Source organism: Pseudofulvimonas gallinarii (assembly GCF_004343305.1).
In the GTDB taxonomy this organism is placed as follows: domain Bacteria; phylum Pseudomonadota; class Gammaproteobacteria; order Xanthomonadales; family UBA2363; genus Pseudofulvimonas; species Pseudofulvimonas gallinarii.
In genome coordinates, this window is record NZ_SMAF01000004.1 from 127670 (window position 1) to 147502 (window position 19833).

The following is a 19833-nucleotide window of genomic DNA, read 5'->3' on the forward strand; positions in this document are numbered from 1 at the left end:
TGGATTGACGATGAAGAAAATCGCCGCCGCCGTTCTGCTTGCCCTCGCCACCCAGGCGCAGGCGCAGAGCCCCGACCAGTTCGTGATCCAGGACATCCGCATCGACGGACTCAGCCGCATCACCGAGGGCACGGTCTTCAACTACCTGCCGCTGGAGCGTGGTGACACCGTGGACCGGGCGCGCGTCGCCGAAGCCATCCGCATCCTCTACCAGACCGGGTTCTTCGATGACGTCGAGCTGTCGCGCCAAGGTGACATCCTGGTGGTCCAGGTCAAGGAGCGCCCGGCGATCGCCAGCCTGAAGCTGAGCGGCAACAAGGAAATCAAGGAAGACGACCTGCTCCGCGGCCTTGCCGACATCGGCCTGGCCGAGGGCGAGGTGTACAACCGGCTGGCCGTCGCGCGCGTCACCCAGGAACTCACGCGCCAGTACAACAACCGCGGCAAGTACAACGTCTCGATCACGCCGGTCGTCAACGAGCTGGATCGCAACCGCGTCGAGATCTCGATCGTGATCGCCGAGGGCAAGGCCGCGCGGATCCGCCATATCAACGTGATCGGCAACGAGACCTTCAGCCAGAAGGAAATCACCCGAAGCTTCGACCAGGAGCCGACCAACTGGACGTCCTGGTACAGCCGCGACGACCAGTACTCGCGCGAGAAATTCACCGGCGACCTGGAAAAACTGGTGTCGTATTACCAGGACCGCGGCTACCTGGACTTCGACATCGACAGCAACCAGGTCACGATCAGCCCGGACCGCCGCAACATCTACATCACCACCAGCATCCGCGAAGGCGAGATCTACACGGTCAAGGACGTGCGCCTGACCGGTGAACTGGTGCTGGAGAAGGAAACGCTGGAGGGCATGGTCCGCATCAAGCCCGGCGAGGTCTACTCGCGGGCCAAGATCGAGCGCACCTCCGACACGATCACCGCGGTGCTGGGCAACATCGGCTACGCCTTCGCCGAAGTCACGCCGATTCCCGACGTCAACCGCGACACGCGCGAAGTCGGCCTGACCTTCCTGGTCAGTCCCGGCAAGCGCGTGTATGTCCGCCGCGTCGTGTTCAAGGGGAACACCCGCACCCAGGACGAGGTGCTGCGCCGGGAGATGCGCCAGTTCGAGGGAGCATGGTTCTCCCAGGCCGCTGTCGACCGCTCCCGGATCCGCCTGCAGCGACTGGGCTACTTCGAGAACGTCGAGATCGAAACGCCGCGGGTCCCCGGCAGCGAGGATCTCATCGACGTCGAGGTGTCGGTGGAAGAGCGCCCGACAGGCGCCTTCCAGTTCGGCGTCGGCTACTCGCAGCTGCAGGGCATCATCACCAACCTGTCGGTCGAACAGAACAATTTCCTGGGCACGGGCAACCGCGCCGCGGTCAATCTGCAGAACAACCGCTACTACAAGCAGATGGACCTGAGCTACACCAATCCCTATGTCACCGACGACGGCCTGAGCATCGGTTACAACGCCAGCTACCGCGAACTGGATTTCGGCGAGCAGAACCTCGCCGCCTACAGTACCGACACGGCGGAATTCAATGTCTATTTCGGCCTGCCGCTGACCGAGACGGACACGGTGTCGATGTCGCTGGGCATCGACAGCACGCGCATCGATGCCATTCCGGGCCTGACGCCGGATTTCATGTTCGACTACCTGCTGCGCGTCGCCGCCGCCAACGACAACCTCGACCAGCGCACCTTCCATGCCTGGCGCCTCGAGGCCGGCTGGTCCCGCGACAGCCGCAATCGCTTCTTCAACCCGACGCGCGGCGGCTTCCAGCAGGTCGGCGCCGAAATCGTGCTGCCCGGTTCGACGCAGGAGTACTACAAGCTGTACTACCGCTTCGGCCGCTATTTCCCGGTCAACTCCTGGCTCACCCTGCTGGCGAGCGGCGACATCGGCTACGGCGACGGCTACGGCAATGCCGTGCCGATCCGCGACTGCACGCCGCTGATCGACGATCCGGGAACCGTCGGGCGCGAGGAACCCTGTTCCGAGGGCTCGCGACTGCCGTTCTTCGAGAACTTCTACGCCGGTGGCGTCCGCTCCATCCGCGGCTTCGAGGACAACTCGCTGGGTCCGCGCGATCCGCAGTATGGCCGCCCCATTGGCGGCGCTTTCCGCACGATCGGCACCGTCGAGGCGATCCTGCCGACGCCGTTCCGCCAGGCCGCCGACAGCACCCGAATCTCCTGGTTCGTGGACTTCGGCAATGTCTATCCTTCGGTCCGCGACTGGGAAGCCCGCGAGTTCCGCATATCGACCGGCCTGTCCTTCCAGTGGCGCGCGCCGGTCGGCCCGATTGTCCTGAACTTCTCCTACCCGATCCAGAAGGACCGGAACGACGAAGTCGAGCGGTTCCAGTTCACGTTCGGCTCGATGTTCTGAGGACGTCCGGCCCGGAACGACATGGTGCGCAATCAGCACGAAGACCACCACCCGGCAAGCCGCCGTCGCCGATGGCGCTGGCTGCTGGGCGTGGCGGTATTCGCGCTGGCCACGCAGGCCTCGGCGCAGACCCGTATCGGCTACATCGACCAGAAGCGCCTGCTCGACAATGCGCCACAGATGACGGCCGGCAGCGAGCGGCTGCGCATCGAATTCGCCGAGCGGGACCGGCAGCTCAAGGCCGACGAGGCGCGGCTGGCACAACTGCAGGAACGGCAGCGCAACGCCACGACGCTGGATGAGCCCCTGGGCGACGAGATCGAGGCGCTGGCGCGCAAGGTGCGGCGGACGCGGGAAACCCTGCGCGACGAGCTGGGCCGTCGCAGCCAGGAGGAAACCGCCGAGCGGTTCCGCGAGATCAACGAGGCGGTCGCCGCCTACGCGCGCGAAAACCGCTACGACCTCATCGTTTCCAGCCCGGTCTTCTACGCCAGTCCCGATATCGACATCACCGACCAGGTGCTGGCGCGTCTGCGCCAGCTCGCACGGCAGGACAGCGCAGGCAATGACAATGACGAATGAAGGCCACCGCCTGGCCGACCTGGCCGAACGGCATGGCCTGCAGCTGCAGGGTGATCCCGGGCAGCGCATCACTGGCGTGGCGCCGATCGGTCGCGCCGGCCCCGGTGAAATGGCCTTCCTTGCCAACCGGAAGTTGCGGGCGCAACTTGCCAGTACCCGGGCCGGCGCAGTGATCATGGACGCGAAGACGGCGGAAGGATTCGCCGGCAACGCGCTCATCGCCGCGAACCCGTCCGCCGCCTTCGCAAGGATCGCGGCGGAATTCGAGGACCGGCCGCTGCCGCCACCCGGCGTGCACCCGACCGCGGTGATAGCCGTGGACGCGGAAGTCGATCCCTCCGCCTCGATCGGGCCCTACGCCGTCATCGGCGCGCGCAGCCGCGTCGGGGCCGGCGCGGAGATCGGCCCGCATTGCGTCATCGGCCACGACTGCGTGGTCGGGCCGCATTCGCGCCTGGTGGCACGCGTCACGCTGGTCGAACGCGTCCGCCTGGGTGCACGGGTACTGGTCCATCCCGGCGCCGTGCTCGGCGCAGACGGTTTCGGCCTGGCTTTCGAGCAGGGCGCCTGGCTGAAGGTGCCGCAGCTGGGCGGCGTGCGCATCGGCGACGATTGCGAAATCGGCGCGAATACCACAATCGACCGCGGCGCCCTCGACGACACCGTGCTCGAAGAGGATGTCCGCCTCGACAACCAGATCCAGATCGCCCACAACGTCGTCATCGGCGCGCACTCGGCGATGGCCGGTTGTTCGGCGATCGCCGGATCGGCGAAGATTGGACGCTATTGCCTGATCGGGGGCGCCGCCGGGATCGCAGGCCACATCGAGTTGTGTGACCGGGTCACGGTGACGGCGATGAGCCTGGTCAGCCATTCGATCCGCGAGCCGGGCGAGTATTCGTCCGGCATCCCCGTACAGGAAAGCAGGCGCTGGCGCCGGAACGCCGCGCGCATCCATCGACTCGACCGGCTGGTGCGCCAGCTCGACAGCAAAGACAAGGACGATCCGACATGAGCGAAACCACCGCTCCCATCGCCGACATCGAAGCCATCCACCGGATGCTGCCGCACCGCTATCCGTTCCTGCTCGTGGATCGCGTCGTCAGTTTCGAACCCGGGCGCAGCATCCGCGCCCTGAAGAACGTCACCGGCAACGAGCATTTCTTCCAGGGCCACTTTCCCGGCCATCCGGTGATGCCCGGCGTGCTCATCATCGAGGCGCTGGCCCAGGCTGCCGGACTGCTGGCCAAGCTGTCCGCGGATGCGGCGCCGCCCGAAGAAGCCGGCAAGCAGGCGCTGTTCTACCTGGTCAAGATCGACAACGCCCGCTTCAGCAAGCTGGTTGTGCCCGGCGACCAGCTGTCACTGGAGGTCGAGCAGAAGCGCATCATCCGCGGCATGGGCCTGTACCACGGCGTGGCGAAGGTGGACGGCAATGAGGTCGCCTGTGCCGAAGTGCTGTGCGCGGGTCGCTCGGGATGAGCAGCCGGATCCACCCTACTGCCATCATCGATCCGGCGGCCAGGCTCGGTGTCGACGTCAGCGTGGGCGCGTATACGGTGATCGGCGCCGACGTCGAGATCGGCGACGGCTGCGTGATCGGCTCCCACGTCAGCATCCTCGGCCCGACCCGGATCGGACGCAACAACCGCATCCATTCGCACGCCGCCCTGGGTGACGATCCGCAGGACAAGAAGTTCAAGGGAGAACGCACCGAACTGGTGGTCGGCGACGACAACGTCATCCGAGAGTTCTGCACGCTCCACCGCGGCACCGGCACGGGCGGCGGCATCACCCGCATCGGCAACGACAACTGGCTTCTGGCCTATGTCCATGTCGCCCACGACTGCGTCGTCGGCAACCACTGCGTGTTCTCCAACAACTGCGCCCTGGCCGGCCACGTCATCGTCGGCGACTGGGTGGTGCTCGGCGGCTATACGCTGCTGCACCAGTTCTGCCGCGTCGGCGACCACGCCTTCACGGCGATGAATGCCAAGATCAACGCCGACGTGCCGCCCTACGTGCTCGTCGGTGGCAACTATGCCGTCCCGCGCGGGATCAACAGCGAAGGCCTCAAGCGCCGCGGCTTCGATGGCGACCGCGTGCGCGCGATCAAGCGCGCATACCGGGCGCTGTACGCCAGCGGCAAGAGCCTTGCCGATGCCAAGGCCGAGCTCGCCAGACTGGCCGAAGACGCCCCGGACATCGCGGCGATGCTGGCATTCATCGAAGGCTCGGAACGCTCGCTGCTGCGCTGAACGTTCCGTCACGACTGCGCCGGACGTCCAATCGCCGGCGCCTCTCGCGTACCATCGCACCATGGCCAGTTCCCCGACGTCTGTTCCACGGCAGGCACCCCGGCGTGTCGCGCTGATCGCCGGCGAAGCCAGCGGCGACCAGCTCGGCGCCAGCCTGGTCACCGCGCTGAAGGCGCGCTGGCCGGACGCGGTGTTCGCCGGTGTCGGCGGAACGCAGATGCGCGATGCCGGCATGGAACAGTGGTCGGATTACGCACCGCTCGCGGTGATGGGCATTGCCGAAGTCCTGCGCCACCTGCCGCGCCTGCTGCGCTTCCGGCGAAAACTTGTCCAGCGGCTGGCCGACTGGTCGCCCGACGTCGTCATCGGCATCGACGCACCGGACTTCAATCTCGGTGTCGAGAAGCGGCTGAAGCGTCGCGGCATCGCCACCGCGCACTATGTCAGCCCCTCGGTCTGGGCCTGGCGTCGCAAGCGCGCCCAACGCATGGGGCGGAGCGCCGATCGCGTCCTCTGCCTGTTTCCGATGGAACCGCCCATCTACGCCGGGTACGGCGTCGATGCGCGCTTCGTCGGCCACCCGCTCGCCGACCGTTTTCCCGATCGACCGGACCGCGATGGCGCGCGCAGGCAACTGGGCATCGGGGAGCGGGAGAGCGTCCTGGCCGTGCTCCCGGGGTCCCGGCTGGGCGAGATCGAGCGCCTGGCCGGCGCGTTCCTCGAAGCCGCGCGACGCGTCCAGCGGCAACGACCCGGCCTGCGCCTGATCGTCCCCGCCGCCAACGCCGCCTGCCGTCAGGCGCTGCAGGCGCATATCGATGCACTCGACGGTGGCGCCGACATCCAGCTGCTCGACGGCCAGGCCCACCAGGCGATGGTGGCCGCCGACGTGCTGCTGCTTGCCTCCGGTACCGCGGCACTGGAGGCGCTGCTGGCCAAGCGCCCGATGATCGTCGGCTACCGCATCGCGCCGCTCACCTATTTCCTGGTCAAGAAGCTGGGCATGCTGAAGATCGAGCGCTATTCGCTGCCGAACATCCTGCACGGTGGCGACCTGGTGCCCGAATTCATGCAGGACGACTGCACCGCCGATGCCATCGCGCCGGCGCTGCTGTCACTCCTGGATGACGAAGCGTTGCGTCAACGGCAGATCGCCGGCTTCGATGCCATCCACGCCTCGCTGCGCGCGCCGGGTGGGTCGGCCGTGGCTGCGGCCGGGGCCGTGGCCGGCCTGGTGGAGTCGCGCGCACCATGAGCTCCTGGCCGCCGCTGACCGCCGGTGTCGATGAAGCCGGACGTGGGCCCCTTGCCGGACCGGTGGTCGTTGCCGCGGTAATCCTGGATGCCCGGCGGCCCATAGAGGGACTGGCCGATTCAAAGAGACTCAGCGCCAGCCAGCGTGAAGCGCTGTACCCGCTGATCCTCGAACGCGCCCGCGCCTGGCATGTCGTCGTCGTGGACTGCGAACGCATCGACTGCCTCAACATCTTCCACGCCACCATGGCCGGCATGTGCGAAGCGGTCGCCGGACTGGCGCTGCGCGCGGAACTGGCCCTGATCGACGGCAACCGCCTGCCCAGGGCGCTGCCCTGCCCCGGCCACGCCGTGGTCGGCGGCGACGCCATCGAGCCGGCGATCAGCGCCGCATCCATCCTCGCAAAGGTCACGCGCGACCGGCACATGGTGGAACTCGACCGCATCCATCCCGGCTACGGATTCGCCGAGCACAAGGGTTACCCGACACCGGACCACCTCGATGCCCTGCGCAGGCTCGGGCCCTGCCGCGTCCACCGCCGCAGCTTCGCGCCGGTGCGCGCACTGATGCAGCAGGAACTGTTCGCCTGAGGGGAAGCGCGCGGTCAGCGCAGCGCGTCCAGCGCCGCAATCCGCCGAAGGGTCGGGCCGTGCTCGCTGAAATGCTTCGCGGCGATGTCGCGCGCGGCATCCAGCAGCGCGAAGGCCTCGCGGCGTTCACCCTCGTCACCCTCGACCAGGATCGACGCCAGCTCGATACCGAGGCTGGCGATGCGCGGATGCCCTTCGGGCATGGCCGACTGCAGGGCTGCGAGTGCCGCGCGGAATTCGGCGATCACGGCGCCGCGGTCGCCGCTGCGGACGGCGAACTCCGCGAACATGCGGTGCATGGCCACGCGCCGGTTCGGCGCCAGCGTCACCTGCGTGGCAAGGGTTTTCCAGGATGCCAGGTGCGATTGCGCGGCCACGTCGTTGCCCGATGCGTTCTCGATGCGGGCCAGCATGGCCAGTCCGTCCAGCCGTTCCACATGGTGGGCGGGCTCAAGTGCTCCACGCACCGTCCAGGCCTCTTCGGCGAGTACGCGCGCCTCGTCAACGCGTCCCGTCGCCAGCAGCAGGCGGGCGAGATTGTTCTGCGCGCGCGCAATCGCCCAGGGACCGCTTTCCCTGCTGATGCGCAGGGCCAGGCTGTGGCGGAACATGGCCTCGGCGTCGGCCAGGCGTTCCTGGTCCTCGTACAGTGACGCCAGGTTGTTGACCGGCACGGCATAACCCGGTTGCGAATCGCTGCCCAGGGCGGCATAGGTGTCCATGGCCGCCCGGTATTGCGCCTCGGCCTCTTCGTAGCGACCAAGGTCGTGCAATGCGCTGCCGAGGATGTTGCGGGTGTCCGCGACCGTGGTGTTGTCTTCTCCACGCAGCAGGATCGATCGGCGCAACAGCTCGGACAGCCGCTCCGCGGCCTGGCGTGGACGCCCGGTCGCCTGCTCCAGCTGGGCAACGACCTGCAGCGTGCGCAATGTCGAGGGATGGTTCGGCCCGAGCAGCTGTTCCTTTTCCGCCACCGTCTGCAGCAGGATCGGCTCGGCGTCCTCATAGCGCGTGATCATGTACATCGACCAGCCCTGGTTGTGCATGGACGAGAGGACGTTCTCGCGGTATTCCTCGCCGGCGGCTGAGAACAGCGCCTGCGCCGCGTGGAAATGTTCGAGTGCTTCGCGGTGGCGGCGAAGATGCTGCTTGGCGACGCCGAGGTTCATCAGCGTGTGGCCGATCTCCGGATGACCTGGCGGAAAGACCTTCGTGTTCAGTGCCAGTGCCTGCTCGGCAGCATGCAGGCCATCCTCGTGGCGGCTTGCATCCAGGTAGGCCAGCGCAAGCAGACGCAAGCCCTGGCCGAGTACGCGCGGATCGCCATCCGGGCTGCGCGCGCGTTGCACCGCCTTTTCCAGCAGTTCGATGGCGGCTTCGGCACGACCCAGGCTGATCTGGATGTCGGCGAGCGCCATCTCGAGGCGCGCCTTCACCTCCGGGCGGCTGAACTGGCGGACCTCCAGCGACTGTTCGGCCTGTTCGAGCAGGCCGCGCACGGTCAGCGTTTCGCCGCGTGTCGCTTCCGGCGCACTGCTTTTCAGCAGGTCGACCAGGAAGATCGCCGCCTGGTTCGCGCCCTCCGCTTCCAGCCGCGCCTGTGCCCGCTCTTCGACCAGGCGCAGCGACAGCACCGCAAGTGAGATCAGGCCGGCCAGCGAAGACGCGACCGCCACCGGATGCCGCGCGACGAACTTGCGCATGCGGTAGGCCCAGCCGTCTGCCGCGGCGGTCACAGGATGACCGGCGAACCAGGCCTGGATGTCCGCCGACAGCGCCGCCGCGCTCGCGTAGCGGCGGTAGGGATCGTCGTGCAGCGCCTTGCGCGCGATGTTGTCGAGGTCGCCGCGAAGCAGGCGCGCATCGGCGCGCAGCCAGTGCTCGCCGGTCTCGGCGACCCGACTGGGCGAACGCACGGAGGTCGTGCCGGAGACATGCCGCAACGGTTCGCCCGCCAGCAGTTCGAAAAGGATCAGGCCCAGGGCGTAGACGTCGCTCAGCGTCGAGGCCGCTTCGCCGCGCAACTGCTCCGGGCTGGCATAGGCCGGGGTGAACATGCGCGTGCGCGTCGCCTGCAATGCGGAATCGTCCTCGTCGAGCAGCTTGCCGACGCCGAAATCCAGCAGCACCGGCTGGTCGTCCTCGCGCACCAGGACGTTGCCGGGTTTCAGGTCGCGATGGATGATCAGCTTCTGGTGCGCATGCTGGACCGCCGAACACAAGGCCTGGAACAGGCGCAGGCGACGTTGCAGCGACGGTTTCTCGTTGCGGCACCAGTCGTCCAGCGGCTGGCCTTCGATGTACTCCATCGCCAGCCATGGCTGCCCGCCCATTGTCGTGCCGCCATCGAACAGCCGCGCGATGTTCGGATGGCGCAGGGTGGCCAGCAGCTCGCGCTCGCGTCGGAACCGTTCCAGCAGTTTCTCCGAGGGGAAACCGCGCACCAGCTTGATCGCCACCTGGTGCCGGAATTGCGCGTCCTCGCGTTCGGCCAGCACGACGCTGCCCATCCCACCGTGGCCGATCTCGCGCAGCAGCCGGTAACCGGGGATGTCCGGCCACGGTGAATGGTCGCTGCGACGCCGGGCCAGGCGCGCCGCCGACGGCAGTACACGATCGACGATGGCGCGTTCGGCCGACGGCGTGTCCTCGTCGTGGGCCAGCAGCGCCGCCAGTTCGACGGCAAGCGCCGGATCCCCGGCGCGCAGCCGTGTGAGGAATTCCTCGCGCGCTGGCGGCGCCAGGCCGACCGCTTCCTCGAACAGGGACTGCAGGCGCTGGATGCGCGCGGCGCCGCTCATCCGTCCAGCGCCTGCTTCAGCCAGGCCCGGCCGAAACGCAGCGCGCGATCCACGGTGGGCACCGAAATGGACAGCGCCTGCGCCACTTCGTCGCGCTGCAGTCCGCCGAAATACGTCAGTTCGACCACCCTCGCGGTACGCTCGTCCGCCTCCTGCAGCGCCGTAAGCGCGACGTCCAGCGCCAGCAGTTCGGCGTCGCCGGAGTCCGGGGCCTGCAGGTCTTCCGCCAGGGTCACCCGGACCTGGTCGCCGCCGCGCTTCCCGGCAAGCCGGGCGCGTGCATGATCGACCAGGATCGACCGCATGTGCAGCGCCGCGGTGGCGAAGAAATGGATGCGGTCGTTCAGCGACACGCCCCCCTGCACCAGGCGCAGGTAGGCCTCGTTGACCAGGGCCGTGGGCTGCAGGGTGTGGTCGCCGCGTTCACCGGCCAGGCGCTGGCGGGCCATCTCGCGCAGTTCCTGGTAGACCAGCGCGCCGAGCTGTTCGCCCGCCACGGCGTCGCCGCTGCCCCAGGCATGCAGCAGCATGGTGATGTCGTGTTCCCCGGGCACGCTTCGACCACTCCGGTTGTCGAATGCGGACAGTCTAGCCCAGCCGCGTCCACCCGAACCGGACCTGCCGCACAACTGCGGGCGACCTTTCGCCGAAGGGCGGCCGGGAGGCATCGGCTATCATCTGCCGACAATGCCGGCCCGCTTCGTTCATCTCAATACGCACAGCGAGTATTCGCTGGTGGACTCCACCATCCGCATGCCGGGCAAGCCACAGCTGGGCCTGCCGGCCAAGGCCGGCGACCGCCCGAATCTGGTCAGCCGCTGCGTCGAACTGGGCATGCCGGCACTCGCGCTGGCCGACCAGGACAATCTCTTCGGCTTGGTCAAGTTCTATCGCGCCTGCCAGACCGCCGGCGTGCAGCCGATCGCCGGCTGCGACCTGCGCATCGGTGCACGTCGCGAACACGAGGCGCCGACGCGCGCCTCGGTGCTCTGCCGCAACGGCAATGGCTACCGGTCCCTGTCGCACCTGCTGACGCGCGCGTGGATGGAAGCGCCGAGGCAGGACAACCGGCCGCTGCTGCCGCCGCAATGGCTGGCGGAACATGCCCAGGAGCTCTTCCTGCTGCTCGGCAGCCAGAGCGATGTCGCCGCCGCGCTGGCCGCCGGCCGCGACAGCGAGGCCGAACGGCTGCTGCAGCGCTGGCAGCAACACTTCGGCGACCGCCTGTACCTCACTCTGAGCCGCACCGGCCGTGCCCACGAGGCGGCGTGGGAGCCGGCTGCGCTCGCGCTGGCGCACCGGCTGGGCCTGCCCGTAGTGGCGCAGAATGACGTGCGCTTCCTCGACCGCGAGGACTACGAGGCGCACGAGGCGCGCGTCTGCATCGCCACCGGCCGCGTGCTCGGCGATCCCAAGCGCCCGCGCGAGTACAGCCCCGAGCAGTACATGAAATCACCGGCGCAGATGGCGGAGCTGTTCGCCGACCTGCCCGAGGCGCTGGACAACACGGTCGAGCTGGCGCGGCGCTGCACGCTGGAACTGCAACTGGGCACCTATTTCCTGCCGGCGTTCCCGGTCCCGGAACAGGAGACGCTGGACAGCTGGATCCGGCAGGAGGCCGAGCGCGGGCTCGAGCGCCGCCTTGCGCGCCAGGCGCTGGCGCCGGGCCGCAGCCGCGAAGACTACGCGGCGCGACTGCACCGCGAAGTCGATGTCATCGTGCAGATGGGCTTCCCGGGCTACTTCCTGATCGTCGCCGACTTCATCAACTGGGCGAAGAACAACGGCATTCCCGTCGGCCCCGGTCGTGGCTCGGGCGCCGGCTCGCTGGTCGCCTGGTCGCTGGGCATCACCGACCTGGACCCGCTGCCCTACGACCTGCTGTTCGAACGCTTCCTCAATCCGGAACGCGTGTCGATGCCGGACTTCGACATCGACTTCTGCATGGACCGCCGCGACGAGGTCATCGACTACGTCGCACGCAAGTATGGCCGCGACCAGGTCAGCCAGATCATCACCTACGGCACCATGGCGGCGAAGGCCGTCGTTCGCGACTGCGGCCGCGTGCTCGGCCATCCCTACGGCTTCGTCGATGGCGTCGCCAAGCTGATCCCGATGACACTCGGCGTCACGCTGGAGGACGCCCTCGGCCGTTCCGACAAGGCCCGGGCCGACAGTGAGCTGTCGTCACCGGAACTGATCCAGCGCTACAACGACGAGGACGAAGTCCGCGACCTGCTGGACCTGGCGCTGAAGCTGGAAAGCCTGGCCCGCAACGCCGGCAAGCACGCCGGCGGCGTGGTCATCGCGCCCAAGCCGCTCAGCGAGTTCTGCCCGATGTACGCCGAAGCCGGTGGCCTGAATCCGGTAACGCAATTCGACAAGGACGATGTCGAGTCGGTCGGCCTGGTGAAGTTCGACTTCCTCGGCCTGCGCACGCTGACCATCATCGACTGGGCGGTGAAGTCGATCAATGAACGGCTGCTGCTGGGCGGCGGTTCGCCCGTGGACCTGTCCACACTGCCCCTCGACGACCGCGCCAGCTACGAGCTGTTCGCGCGCGCCGACACCGTCGCCGTGTTCCAGTTCGAATCGACGGGCATGAGGCGCATGCTCAAGGACGCGAAGCCCGACCGCTTCGAAGACCTGATCGCGCTGGTGTCGCTGTACCGACCGGGCCCGATGGACCTGATCCCGGACTTCATCGAGCGCAAGCACGGGCGCCAGCGCGTCGAGTACCTCGATCCGCGCATGGAGCCGATCCTCGGTCCGACCTACGGCATCATGGTCTACCAGGAACAGGTCATGCAGATCGCCCAGGCACTGGGCGGCTACACGCTGGGCGGCGCCGACCTGCTGCGCCGCGCCATGGGCAAGAAGCAGCCCGAGGAGATGGCCAAGCAGCGCGAGATCTTCCGCGAGGGCGCGGCGAAGAACGGCATCGCACAGGCGGTTGCCGACGCCGTCTTCGACCAGATGGAGAAGTTCGCCGGTTACGGCTTCAACAAGTCACATGCCGCCGCCTACGCGCTGGTCGCCTACCACACCGCATGGCTGAAGGCGCACTACCCGGCCGACTTCATGGCAGCGGTGCTGTCCTCGGACATGGACAAGACCGACAAGCTGGTCGGTTTCATCGGCGAAGCACAGGCGATGCGGCTGGCGATCGAGCCGCCGCATGTGAACCGCTGCGACTACATGTTCAAGGCGCTGGATGCCAGGCGCATCGCCTATGGCCTCGGCGCCATCCGCGGCGTCGGCGAAAACGCGGTGCACGCGATCATCGAAGCGCGCGCGCGCGGCGGCGACTTCCGCGACCTGGCCGACCTGTGCCGGCGCGTCGACAGCGGCAAGCTCAACCGGCGCGTGCTGGAAACGCTGATCCAGTCCGGCGCCTGCGACGGTCTTGGCGGGAATCGCGCAACGCTGATGGCGCAACTGCCAGAGGCCATGCGCCTGGCCGAGCAGGACCATGCCAACGCGGCAGCCGGCCAGCACGACATGTTTGGCATGTTCCAGGCTGACAGCGTGCTCGGGACCGCCACGCTCAATGTGCCGGCGCAGCCGGAGTGGCCGCTGCGCCAGAAGCTCGCGGCGGAACGCGACACGCTGGGCTGGTACCTGAGCGGCCATCCGACGAGCGAATACCGGCCGCTGCTCGAGCAGCTCGTGGGCGTGCCGCTGGAACGCGCCGAAAGCCTGCTGCAGGGGAGCGGCGACAGCCGCGGCGACAACGGCCGCAGCGAGTACAGCCGGGGCGTCACCGTCGTCCTCGCCGGCATGGTCGTCGACGTGCGCCAGCGCGGCGCCAGCCAGGGGTTCGTCTCGATCGAGGACTGGAGCGGACGGGTCGAAGCGAGTTTCTACGCCGAAGGCTGGCTGGACAACGCGCCGCGGCTGTCGCGCGAGCGCATCGTCCTCGTCGAAGGCCAGCTGCGTCCGGACAACTTCAATGGCGGCGGCGTCAGCCTGCGTGGTCGTGGCGTACTCGATCTCGACGAGGCGCTGGCACGCTTCGCGGAGTCCCTGCACCTGACCATCGACGCCGAACGCTGCGACTTCCCTTCGCTGGCCGCCGAGCTGCGCGCCGCCCTGCCCGGCCGCTGCTCATTGCGCCTGCATCTGCGCACCGGATCGGCCCGGGGCGACCTCGTACCCGCTTTGGACTGGCGCCTTCGTCCCAGCCTCGACCTCCTCGACCGGCTGCGCACGCGGACCGGCATCGTCGAACTGGACCTGCGCCTGCGTCGCGCCAGTGCCCTGTCCACCGGGAACACGCCGCCGCCGGATACGCGCGACCACGACGAAGCACTGGCACTGCGCTACACAGCCGAAGCCTGAGCCACCGCGCCGCCAAGGTGTCGCAAGGCCAATCCCGGCACCAGACTCGGAAAATCAACCGGTTGCCGGATTGTTTGCGCAATCCCGGTGGAAGGCGACGTGGCGGCTTACACGCTGGAAAACGTCCCCCGATACAAGGGGGCACACTCCGGACCATCCAGACTACGAAAAAAATCTCGGTGGTTCAAAAACTTGCGTCCGGATCTGGCGCTTGAATATCCGGGCGCCGCGATCGTTTCGTGGCGCAGCACGCTGGCAGGCGGCAACATGATTGACGGATATCGCTGCAAACGTTCGCGAGATTGAGACTTGTGGCCGCTTGTTTGGTTAATATTCACGCGGCCCTGTCAGGTTGTGGCTCGTTCAGGCTAGGGGTGGGGCTCCACCGATTACAAGTTCTTAAGCCTTTTTTGGAGGGAAAAATGAAGCTGAGAAGATCCAAGCTCCACGAAGCGATCGTGGCGTCCTTCGCCTTGGGCCTGATGTCGCTCGCGTCCAGCGGCATTGCCGTCGCCCAGGATGAAGAGGCCGAACGCCTTGACGAGGTCACGGTCACCGGCACCCGCATCAAGAGCCAGACCATGACGGCCTCCGCGCCGATCACCGAAATCAGCACCGAAGAATTCAAGTACTACGGTGCGACGACGGTCGAGGATCTGGTCAACCAGTATCCGCAGGTCGACCTGTACTTCGACAACTTCCAGAACAACCCCTCCTACGGCCACTCGGTGGTGTCGCTGCGCTCGCTGGGTCCGGAGCGCACGCTGACCCTGGTGAATGGTCGTCGCCTGCCGGCCAGCCGCAACGAGCTGGCGGACACTTCGATTGTTCCGCCGGCGCTGATCAGCCGCGTGGACATCCTCACCGGTGGTGCTTCGGCCATTTATGGCGCCGACGCCGTCGCGGGCGTGGTCAATTTCATCCTCGACGACAAGTTCGAGGGTATCAGCGTGACCTACGGTTATTCCGCCTACCAGCACAACAACGACAACAAGGAAATGCAGCGCCTCAACGAAGAGGCGGGCTACGAGGCACCGACGGGTGATTCCGGTTTCGACGGCATCAGCCGCAGCGCCGACCTGATCGTCGGTGGCAGCTTCGGTGGTGACCGCGGTCACGCCGTCGGCTGGATCACCTGGCGCGAGAACGACGCGCTGTACCACGGCCAGCGCGACTACACGCACTGCTCGGTGTGGTACGACGAGCCGGTGTGCGGTGGTTCGGGCACGGCCGACCCGGGCCGTTTCACCGTGGCCGAAGTGGGCGGTGCCAACCTGGGCAACTTCATCTACAACGGTTCCGGCTATGAGCCGGGCATCCACCTCTACAACTACGCGCCGGTTAACTTCTTCCAGCGCCCCGACAAGCGCATCACCGCCGGCTTCAGCTCGAGCTACGAGATCAACGAGTACTTCACGCCGTATGTCGAAGCGATGTTCCTGGAGCGTCGTTCCGAAATGCAGATCGCCGAATCCGGCGCCTTCGGCGTGCCCGTCACCGTGGACTGCAACAACCCGCTGATCGGCAGCCTCTGCGCCGACGCCGGCGTCACCACGGAGCAGGCGCGCATCACGATGTGGAAGCGCAACGTCGAAGGCGGCCCGCGCCACCACGCCTCCGACGACAGCATGTACCGCCTCACCGCCGGTGTTAAGGGCGCGATCATGCCGGAGTCCACCTGGACCTACGACATCTACGCGTCGTCGGGTCGTTACAAGACCACCGACATCGGTGTCAACGACTTCCTGATCAGCCGCATCGCCGCTGCCGCGCTGGGCTGTGAGGATCCGGTGTACGGCACCTTCGGTGGCTGCCAGCTGTGGGACATCTGGAACGACAACATCTCGCCTGAATCCGCTGCCGCAATGGCCGGTACCAGCTTCGCCATCTACAAGAACAGCTTCACCTCGCTGTCCGGCGTGGCCAGCGGCGAACTGGGCTTCGGCTTCCCGTCCGCCGACGGTGAGCGTATCGGCCTGGCCGTCGGTGCGGAGCGTCGTTCGTATTCCTACTCCAGCGTCTACGACACCGATTCCTCCGCCGGCAACTTCGCCGGTGCCGGCGCCGCCGACCTGCCGGTGAATGCCAGCAACTCCGTGACCGACCTGTTCCTGGAAGCCGGCGTGCCGATCTACGTCGGCGACGGCGTGCTGAACCGCTTCGATGCCTCGCTGGGCTACCGCTATTCGGACGACGACACCTCGGGCTCGAACGACACCTACAAGTTCGGCCTGTCGGCCCTGTTCCTGGACAGCAAGCTGCTGCTGCGCGCCGGCTACAACCGCGCTGTCCGTGCGCCGAGCCTGAACGACATGTACTACCCGCAGCGCATCGCTCTGGGTGGCACGCGCGACTTCTGCGCCGGTCCGAACCCGGAGTACACCGCTGAGCAGTGCGCACGCACCGGCCTGCCGACCTCGGCCTACGGCAACGTTCCGGAAAACCCGGCCAACCAGTACAACGCCCTGACCGGCGGCAACCCCGACCTGCTCCCGGAAATCGCCGACACCTACACCGTCGGTTTCGCCCTGGAGCCGATCAGGAACCTGAACCTGGCGCTGGACTGGTACCGCATCAAGATCGAAGACGCGATCGGCGGCATCGGCTACAACAACATCCAGATCCTGTGCATGGAGCAGGGCCTGTACTGCGACCGCATCCATCGTGACGGCCGCTTCGGCGACTACGACCTGTGGATCGGCCTGGCCGCGGACCCGGGCACCGGCCACATCCGCAACCTCGCCGGCAACATCGGCATGGACGAGCGTGAAGGCCTCGACCTCAGCGCGAGCTACACCTGGAACCTCGGTCCGGGTCGCCTGAGCACCACCTTCGTCGGCAACTACATCCTGTCCGAGTACACGATGTCCCTGGCGAGCGATGCCAGCACGGCATACGAGTGCAAGGGCCTGGTCAATGACACGCAGGGCTGCCAGACGCCGAAGTGGCGCCACATCGCCCAGGCGCGTTATTCCTGGGACCGCTACGGCGTGGGTCTGCGCTGGCGCCATATCGGCAGCGTGGATTACAAGGACGCCGCGAACGGTTCGCAGCTGACCGACGTGATCTGGCTGGGTTCGGGCGTGAAGTCCTACAACTACCTCGACCTGACCGGAAGCGTGAGCTTCGGCGCTGCCACCGTGTCGCTGGGTATCAACAACATCTTCGACAAGGAACCGCCGTTCGTCGGTGACGCCGATGGTGGCTTCGGCTCGCACGCCAACTCGCTGGGTGGCTACGACCAGGCCGGTCGCTACATCTTCGGCAGCATCACCCTGACGTTCTGATTCGTCCAGGACGTTCACTGCAACACCTGGCGGCGGACTTCGGTCCGCCGCTTTTTTTACCTGGTGGATACCGCGCTTGCTGCGCCCTGCGTGACCTGGCGGGTGCCCGTCGGCGGTGGGCCGTGATTACACGCCGCCAGCCGTCCCGCGACGTGTCGACGGTTGCATGTCGAAGGCGATCGTGAGCCGCGGCTCCGTATCTTCAAAGGGCACGGTGCCGTGCCAGAGATACGAAGGAAACAGCGCCAGATGGCCCGGCCGGGGGCGGATCACGCGCCGGGGCGGCAGATCCAGGCCCAGGTCTTCCAGCGGTTGCCCGAACTGGATCCAGCCCGCGTGGCCCGGGTCGTCACCCGCGAACACGTGCCGGGGCAGTGCGACGTAGAACGCCGAGCTGGCCCAGCCACTGCTGTGGATGTGGTTGCTGTGGTGTCCCGAGGCGTTGAGCCTGACGGACCACGAGCCGACGAAACGTACGCCGCCCTGTTTGCGTGAAAGAAACGGATGCGAAGGATCGTCCGGCAGGACACTCAGCCAGCGCTCGACCGCCGCGCGCAAGGCGGACTCCGCTGCGCCGATCACCGCGACATCGCGGCCAAACAGGCGTCCGGCTGTCTGCGTGCCACCGCGGACACTCTGGCTTACCGGCTCCCGACTGGCGTTGTGCATGGGGTGCAGGGCTTCCGCCAGTTCCTGCAGAAAGTCTTCCAGGTCACCGAATCCGGGCGGCGGATCGATCGCCATGTAACCGACCAGCGTCTCGTAGTCGCACAACCAGTGCTCTTTCTCGTTTGCGGTCAGCCGCCACGCCAGCCCAAGCAGGCTCCATGCATCCTGGTCGTCCGGCGCTTGCGCAACGGCCTGCCCGGCACACCGTTGCGCCAGTTCGACATCCCCACAGCGGAACGCATGTCGCGCCCGCGCGTTGAGAAAGGCGGGCAAGGCGCCCAGTGACGTCCGGCTCGCGGCGGCATACAGGGCGCCAGCCTCTGCGTGGTGTCTCAATGCGTCCTGCGCATCGGCGGCAAACCAGGCCAGCACCGGATCGTCCGGATCGCGATGTCGCAAGGGCTTCAGCACCGCCAGCGCTTCCTCGGGCCGGCGGGTGGCCAGCAACATCCGCGTGAAGGCCAGTTGCAGCGCGCGGTTGCCCGGCTGCGCTGCCGCGGCGGTCCTGAATTCAGCGAGGGGATCTTCTCCTGGCGCCAGCTCGGCGCCGTTCTCCCACAGCAGATGGCTCAGGGTCTCATGGCCCGCGGCATGGGCGGGATGCGCGGCGACCAGCTTGCGTGCGCCGGCCAGTGCCTCGGCCGTGCGTCCGGCGTCGGCAAGCACGCCGTTGATTGCGTCCTGCACCTCCGGCAGGGGCTCACCGCGCTGTGCGGTCAGCAGCTCCGCATGCCGGTAGGCCTCGAGTGCTTCGTCGATCCGCCCCAGCGAGCGCAGCACCGTGCCCAGGTCGATCCATACGGACAACGGCGCCTCGCGCAAGGCCAGAGCCCTGCGCAGGACCTGCTCCGCCGACTCGAGCTCTCCCTGGACGCGAAGCGTCCTTCCGTAACGCGCGAGGAACACGCCATAGTTGCGGGCCAGCACCGGGTTGTCGGGCAACAGCGCCAAGGCGCGCTGGAAGGCGGAATCGGCCTCGCCGGGGCGATCGTTTGCAGCCAGGCACATCCCCAGGAGCTGCCATGCATCGGCAGCGCGTGGCACTTCCGAGCTGAGCGCTGCGGCAATGCGCAAGGCCTCGGCCGGCTGCCCAGCCTGCAGCAGTCGCTGTGCTTGCAGGAACCGGACGGCCTGCGTGGCGTCGAGTCGCTGGCCGGCCACGGGCCTGCGGACCCTCAGCGGACCCGCCGAACCCGCACGGCCACGCCATTGGCCGTCGTCATGATGTAATTGCCGACCATTCCCCGGCGTACGCTGACGGTGTCGCCGGGCCTGACCTGGGCATTGACCTTGGCATCCGTCTGCACCCAGACATGGCCGTTTTCGAGGGTGACACTGCGTGCGCCCCGCGCGTAGTCCACCGACGACACGCGACTCTCCACGCGTCCGGGTTCGACGGACTTCTCGAGGCCGAAGTCGCTGCGGGCGGCATCCGGGGCGCTCATGACCGCGCCCGGATCAGGCGGGAACGCCGCGTCATAGCATTCCAGGCGCGCCGAAGGGTCGGCAACCCTGGCGCAGGGATGACTGGAGGCCAGCGCCGGCAGCGGCGAAGCGAGCAGGCAGGTCAGCAGGATCGTGAACGGGCGCATCAGATACATGGCGTGAGTTGATGTGGGCAAAGCATACCTTGCGATGGCGTGCCACGCGGCCCT

General features: G+C 67.3%; 12 protein-coding genes and 1 pseudogene. 9 read left to right on the forward strand and 4 right to left on the reverse strand.

The features are described 5' to 3' along the window. Positions 1 to 10 precede the first annotated feature (10 nt). The 7 genes from bamA (at position 11) to rnhB (ending at position 7080) form a co-directional block, all read left to right on the forward strand. Positions 11 to 2395 carry an outer membrane protein assembly factor BamA gene (bamA, locus tag EDC25_RS04390; RefSeq protein ID WP_123523164.1) on the forward strand — a complete coding sequence of 795 codons (2385 nt, stop codon included), beginning with the start codon at positions 11 to 13 and terminating at the stop codon, positions 2393 to 2395. Positions 2396 to 2419: 24 nt separating this feature from the next. Continuing rightward, complete coding sequence (locus EDC25_RS04395; protein WP_165910875.1) at positions 2420 to 2977, forward strand: OmpH/Skp family outer membrane protein; 558 nt, start codon at positions 2420 to 2422, stop codon at positions 2975 to 2977. Continuing rightward, positions 2967 to 3992, forward strand: a complete 1026-nt coding sequence (lpxD, locus tag EDC25_RS04400; RefSeq protein ID WP_123523165.1) for a UDP-3-O-(3-hydroxymyristoyl)glucosamine N-acyltransferase — start codon at positions 2967 to 2969, stop codon at positions 3990 to 3992. Before EDC25_RS04395 ends, lpxD begins: the two co-directional genes overlap by 11 nt. Next, positions 3989 to 4459 carry a 3-hydroxyacyl-ACP dehydratase FabZ gene (gene fabZ, locus EDC25_RS04405; protein ID WP_123523166.1) on the forward strand — a complete coding sequence of 157 codons (471 nt, stop codon included), beginning with the start codon at positions 3989 to 3991 and terminating at the stop codon, positions 4457 to 4459. Before lpxD ends, fabZ begins: the two co-directional genes overlap by 4 nt. Continuing rightward, a complete protein-coding gene (lpxA, locus tag EDC25_RS04410; protein ID WP_123523167.1) occupies positions 4456 to 5235 on the forward strand; it encodes an acyl-ACP--UDP-N-acetylglucosamine O-acyltransferase in 780 nt (259 codons plus the stop codon). The genes fabZ and lpxA overlap by 4 nt, the downstream gene beginning before the upstream one ends. A gap of 61 nt (positions 5236 to 5296) precedes the next feature. Further along, the gene (lpxB, locus tag EDC25_RS04415) at positions 5297 to 6490 is read left to right on the forward strand and encodes a lipid-A-disaccharide synthase (RefSeq protein ID WP_123523168.1); all 1194 of its coding nucleotides are present in this window, start codon (positions 5297 to 5299) and stop codon (positions 6488 to 6490) included. Then, the gene (gene rnhB / locus EDC25_RS04420; protein WP_123523169.1) at positions 6487 to 7080 is read left to right on the forward strand and encodes a ribonuclease HII; all 594 of its coding nucleotides are present in this window, start codon (positions 6487 to 6489) and stop codon (positions 7078 to 7080) included. Before lpxB ends, rnhB begins: the two co-directional genes overlap by 4 nt. A gap of 14 nt (positions 7081 to 7094) precedes the next feature. Here the strand turns inward: rnhB and EDC25_RS04425 are convergent, their stop codons facing one another. Next, positions 7095 to 9881 carry a serine/threonine-protein kinase gene (locus EDC25_RS04425; RefSeq protein ID WP_123523170.1) on the reverse strand — a complete coding sequence of 929 codons (2787 nt, stop codon included), beginning with the start codon at positions 9879 to 9881 and terminating at the stop codon, positions 7095 to 7097. After that, a complete protein-coding gene (locus EDC25_RS04430) occupies positions 9878 to 10435 on the reverse strand; it encodes a sigma-70 family RNA polymerase sigma factor (RefSeq protein WP_205985043.1) in 558 nt (185 codons plus the stop codon). The genes EDC25_RS04425 and EDC25_RS04430 overlap by 4 nt, the downstream gene beginning before the upstream one ends. 133 nt (positions 10436 to 10568) lie before the next feature. On the opposite strand from EDC25_RS04430, the pseudogene dnaE reads away from it, so the two are divergent. Together dnaE and EDC25_RS04440 are read left to right on the forward strand one after the other, a co-directional pair. After that, positions 10569 to 14096 (forward strand): annotated as a pseudogene (dnaE, locus tag EDC25_RS04435) (DNA polymerase III subunit alpha); the annotation flags it as partial. Positions 14097 to 14644: 548 nt separating this feature from the next. After that, positions 14645 to 17509, forward strand: coding sequence for a TonB-dependent receptor domain-containing protein (locus EDC25_RS04440; protein ID WP_123523172.1), 2865 nt, complete (start codon positions 14645 to 14647; stop codon positions 17507 to 17509). Between the two features lie 126 nt (positions 17510 to 17635). Here the strand turns inward: EDC25_RS04440 and EDC25_RS04445 are convergent, their stop codons facing one another. Together EDC25_RS04445 and EDC25_RS04450 are read right to left on the reverse strand one after the other, a co-directional pair. Continuing rightward, complete coding sequence (locus EDC25_RS04445; RefSeq protein WP_123523173.1) at positions 17636 to 19339, reverse strand: putative 2OG-Fe(II) oxygenase; 1704 nt, start codon at positions 19337 to 19339, stop codon at positions 17636 to 17638. A gap of 14 nt (positions 19340 to 19353) precedes the next feature. Further along, on the reverse strand, positions 19354 to 19779 hold the full coding sequence (locus EDC25_RS04450) for a hypothetical protein (protein ID WP_123523174.1): 426 nt from the start codon (positions 19777 to 19779) through the stop codon (positions 19354 to 19356). Positions 19780 to 19833 lie beyond the last annotated feature (54 nt).

Coding starts and splice junctions, on each gene's coding strand:
- bamA (WP_123523164.1), top strand. CDS start 11: ATGAAGAAAATCGCCGCCGCCGTTCTGCTTGCCCTCGCCACCCAGGCG.
- lpxD (WP_123523165.1), top strand. CDS start 2,967: ATGACGAATGAAGGCCACCGCCTGGCCGACCTGGCCGAACGGCATGGC.
- fabZ (WP_123523166.1), top strand. CDS start 3,989: ATGAGCGAAACCACCGCTCCCATCGCCGACATCGAAGCCATCCACCGG.
- lpxA (WP_123523167.1), top strand. CDS start 4,456: ATGAGCAGCCGGATCCACCCTACTGCCATCATCGATCCGGCGGCCAGG.
- lpxB (WP_123523168.1), top strand. CDS start 5,297: ATGGCCAGTTCCCCGACGTCTGTTCCACGGCAGGCACCCCGGCGTGTC.
- rnhB (WP_123523169.1), top strand. CDS start 6,487: ATGAGCTCCTGGCCGCCGCTGACCGCCGGTGTCGATGAAGCCGGACGT.
- EDC25_RS04425 (WP_123523170.1), bottom strand. CDS start 9,881: ATGAGCGGCGCCGCGCGCATCCAGCGCCTGCAGTCCCTGTTCGAGGAA.
- EDC25_RS04440 (WP_123523172.1), top strand. CDS start 14,645: ATGAAGCTGAGAAGATCCAAGCTCCACGAAGCGATCGTGGCGTCCTTC.
- EDC25_RS04450 (WP_123523174.1), bottom strand. CDS start 19,779: ATGTATCTGATGCGCCCGTTCACGATCCTGCTGACCTGCCTGCTCGCT.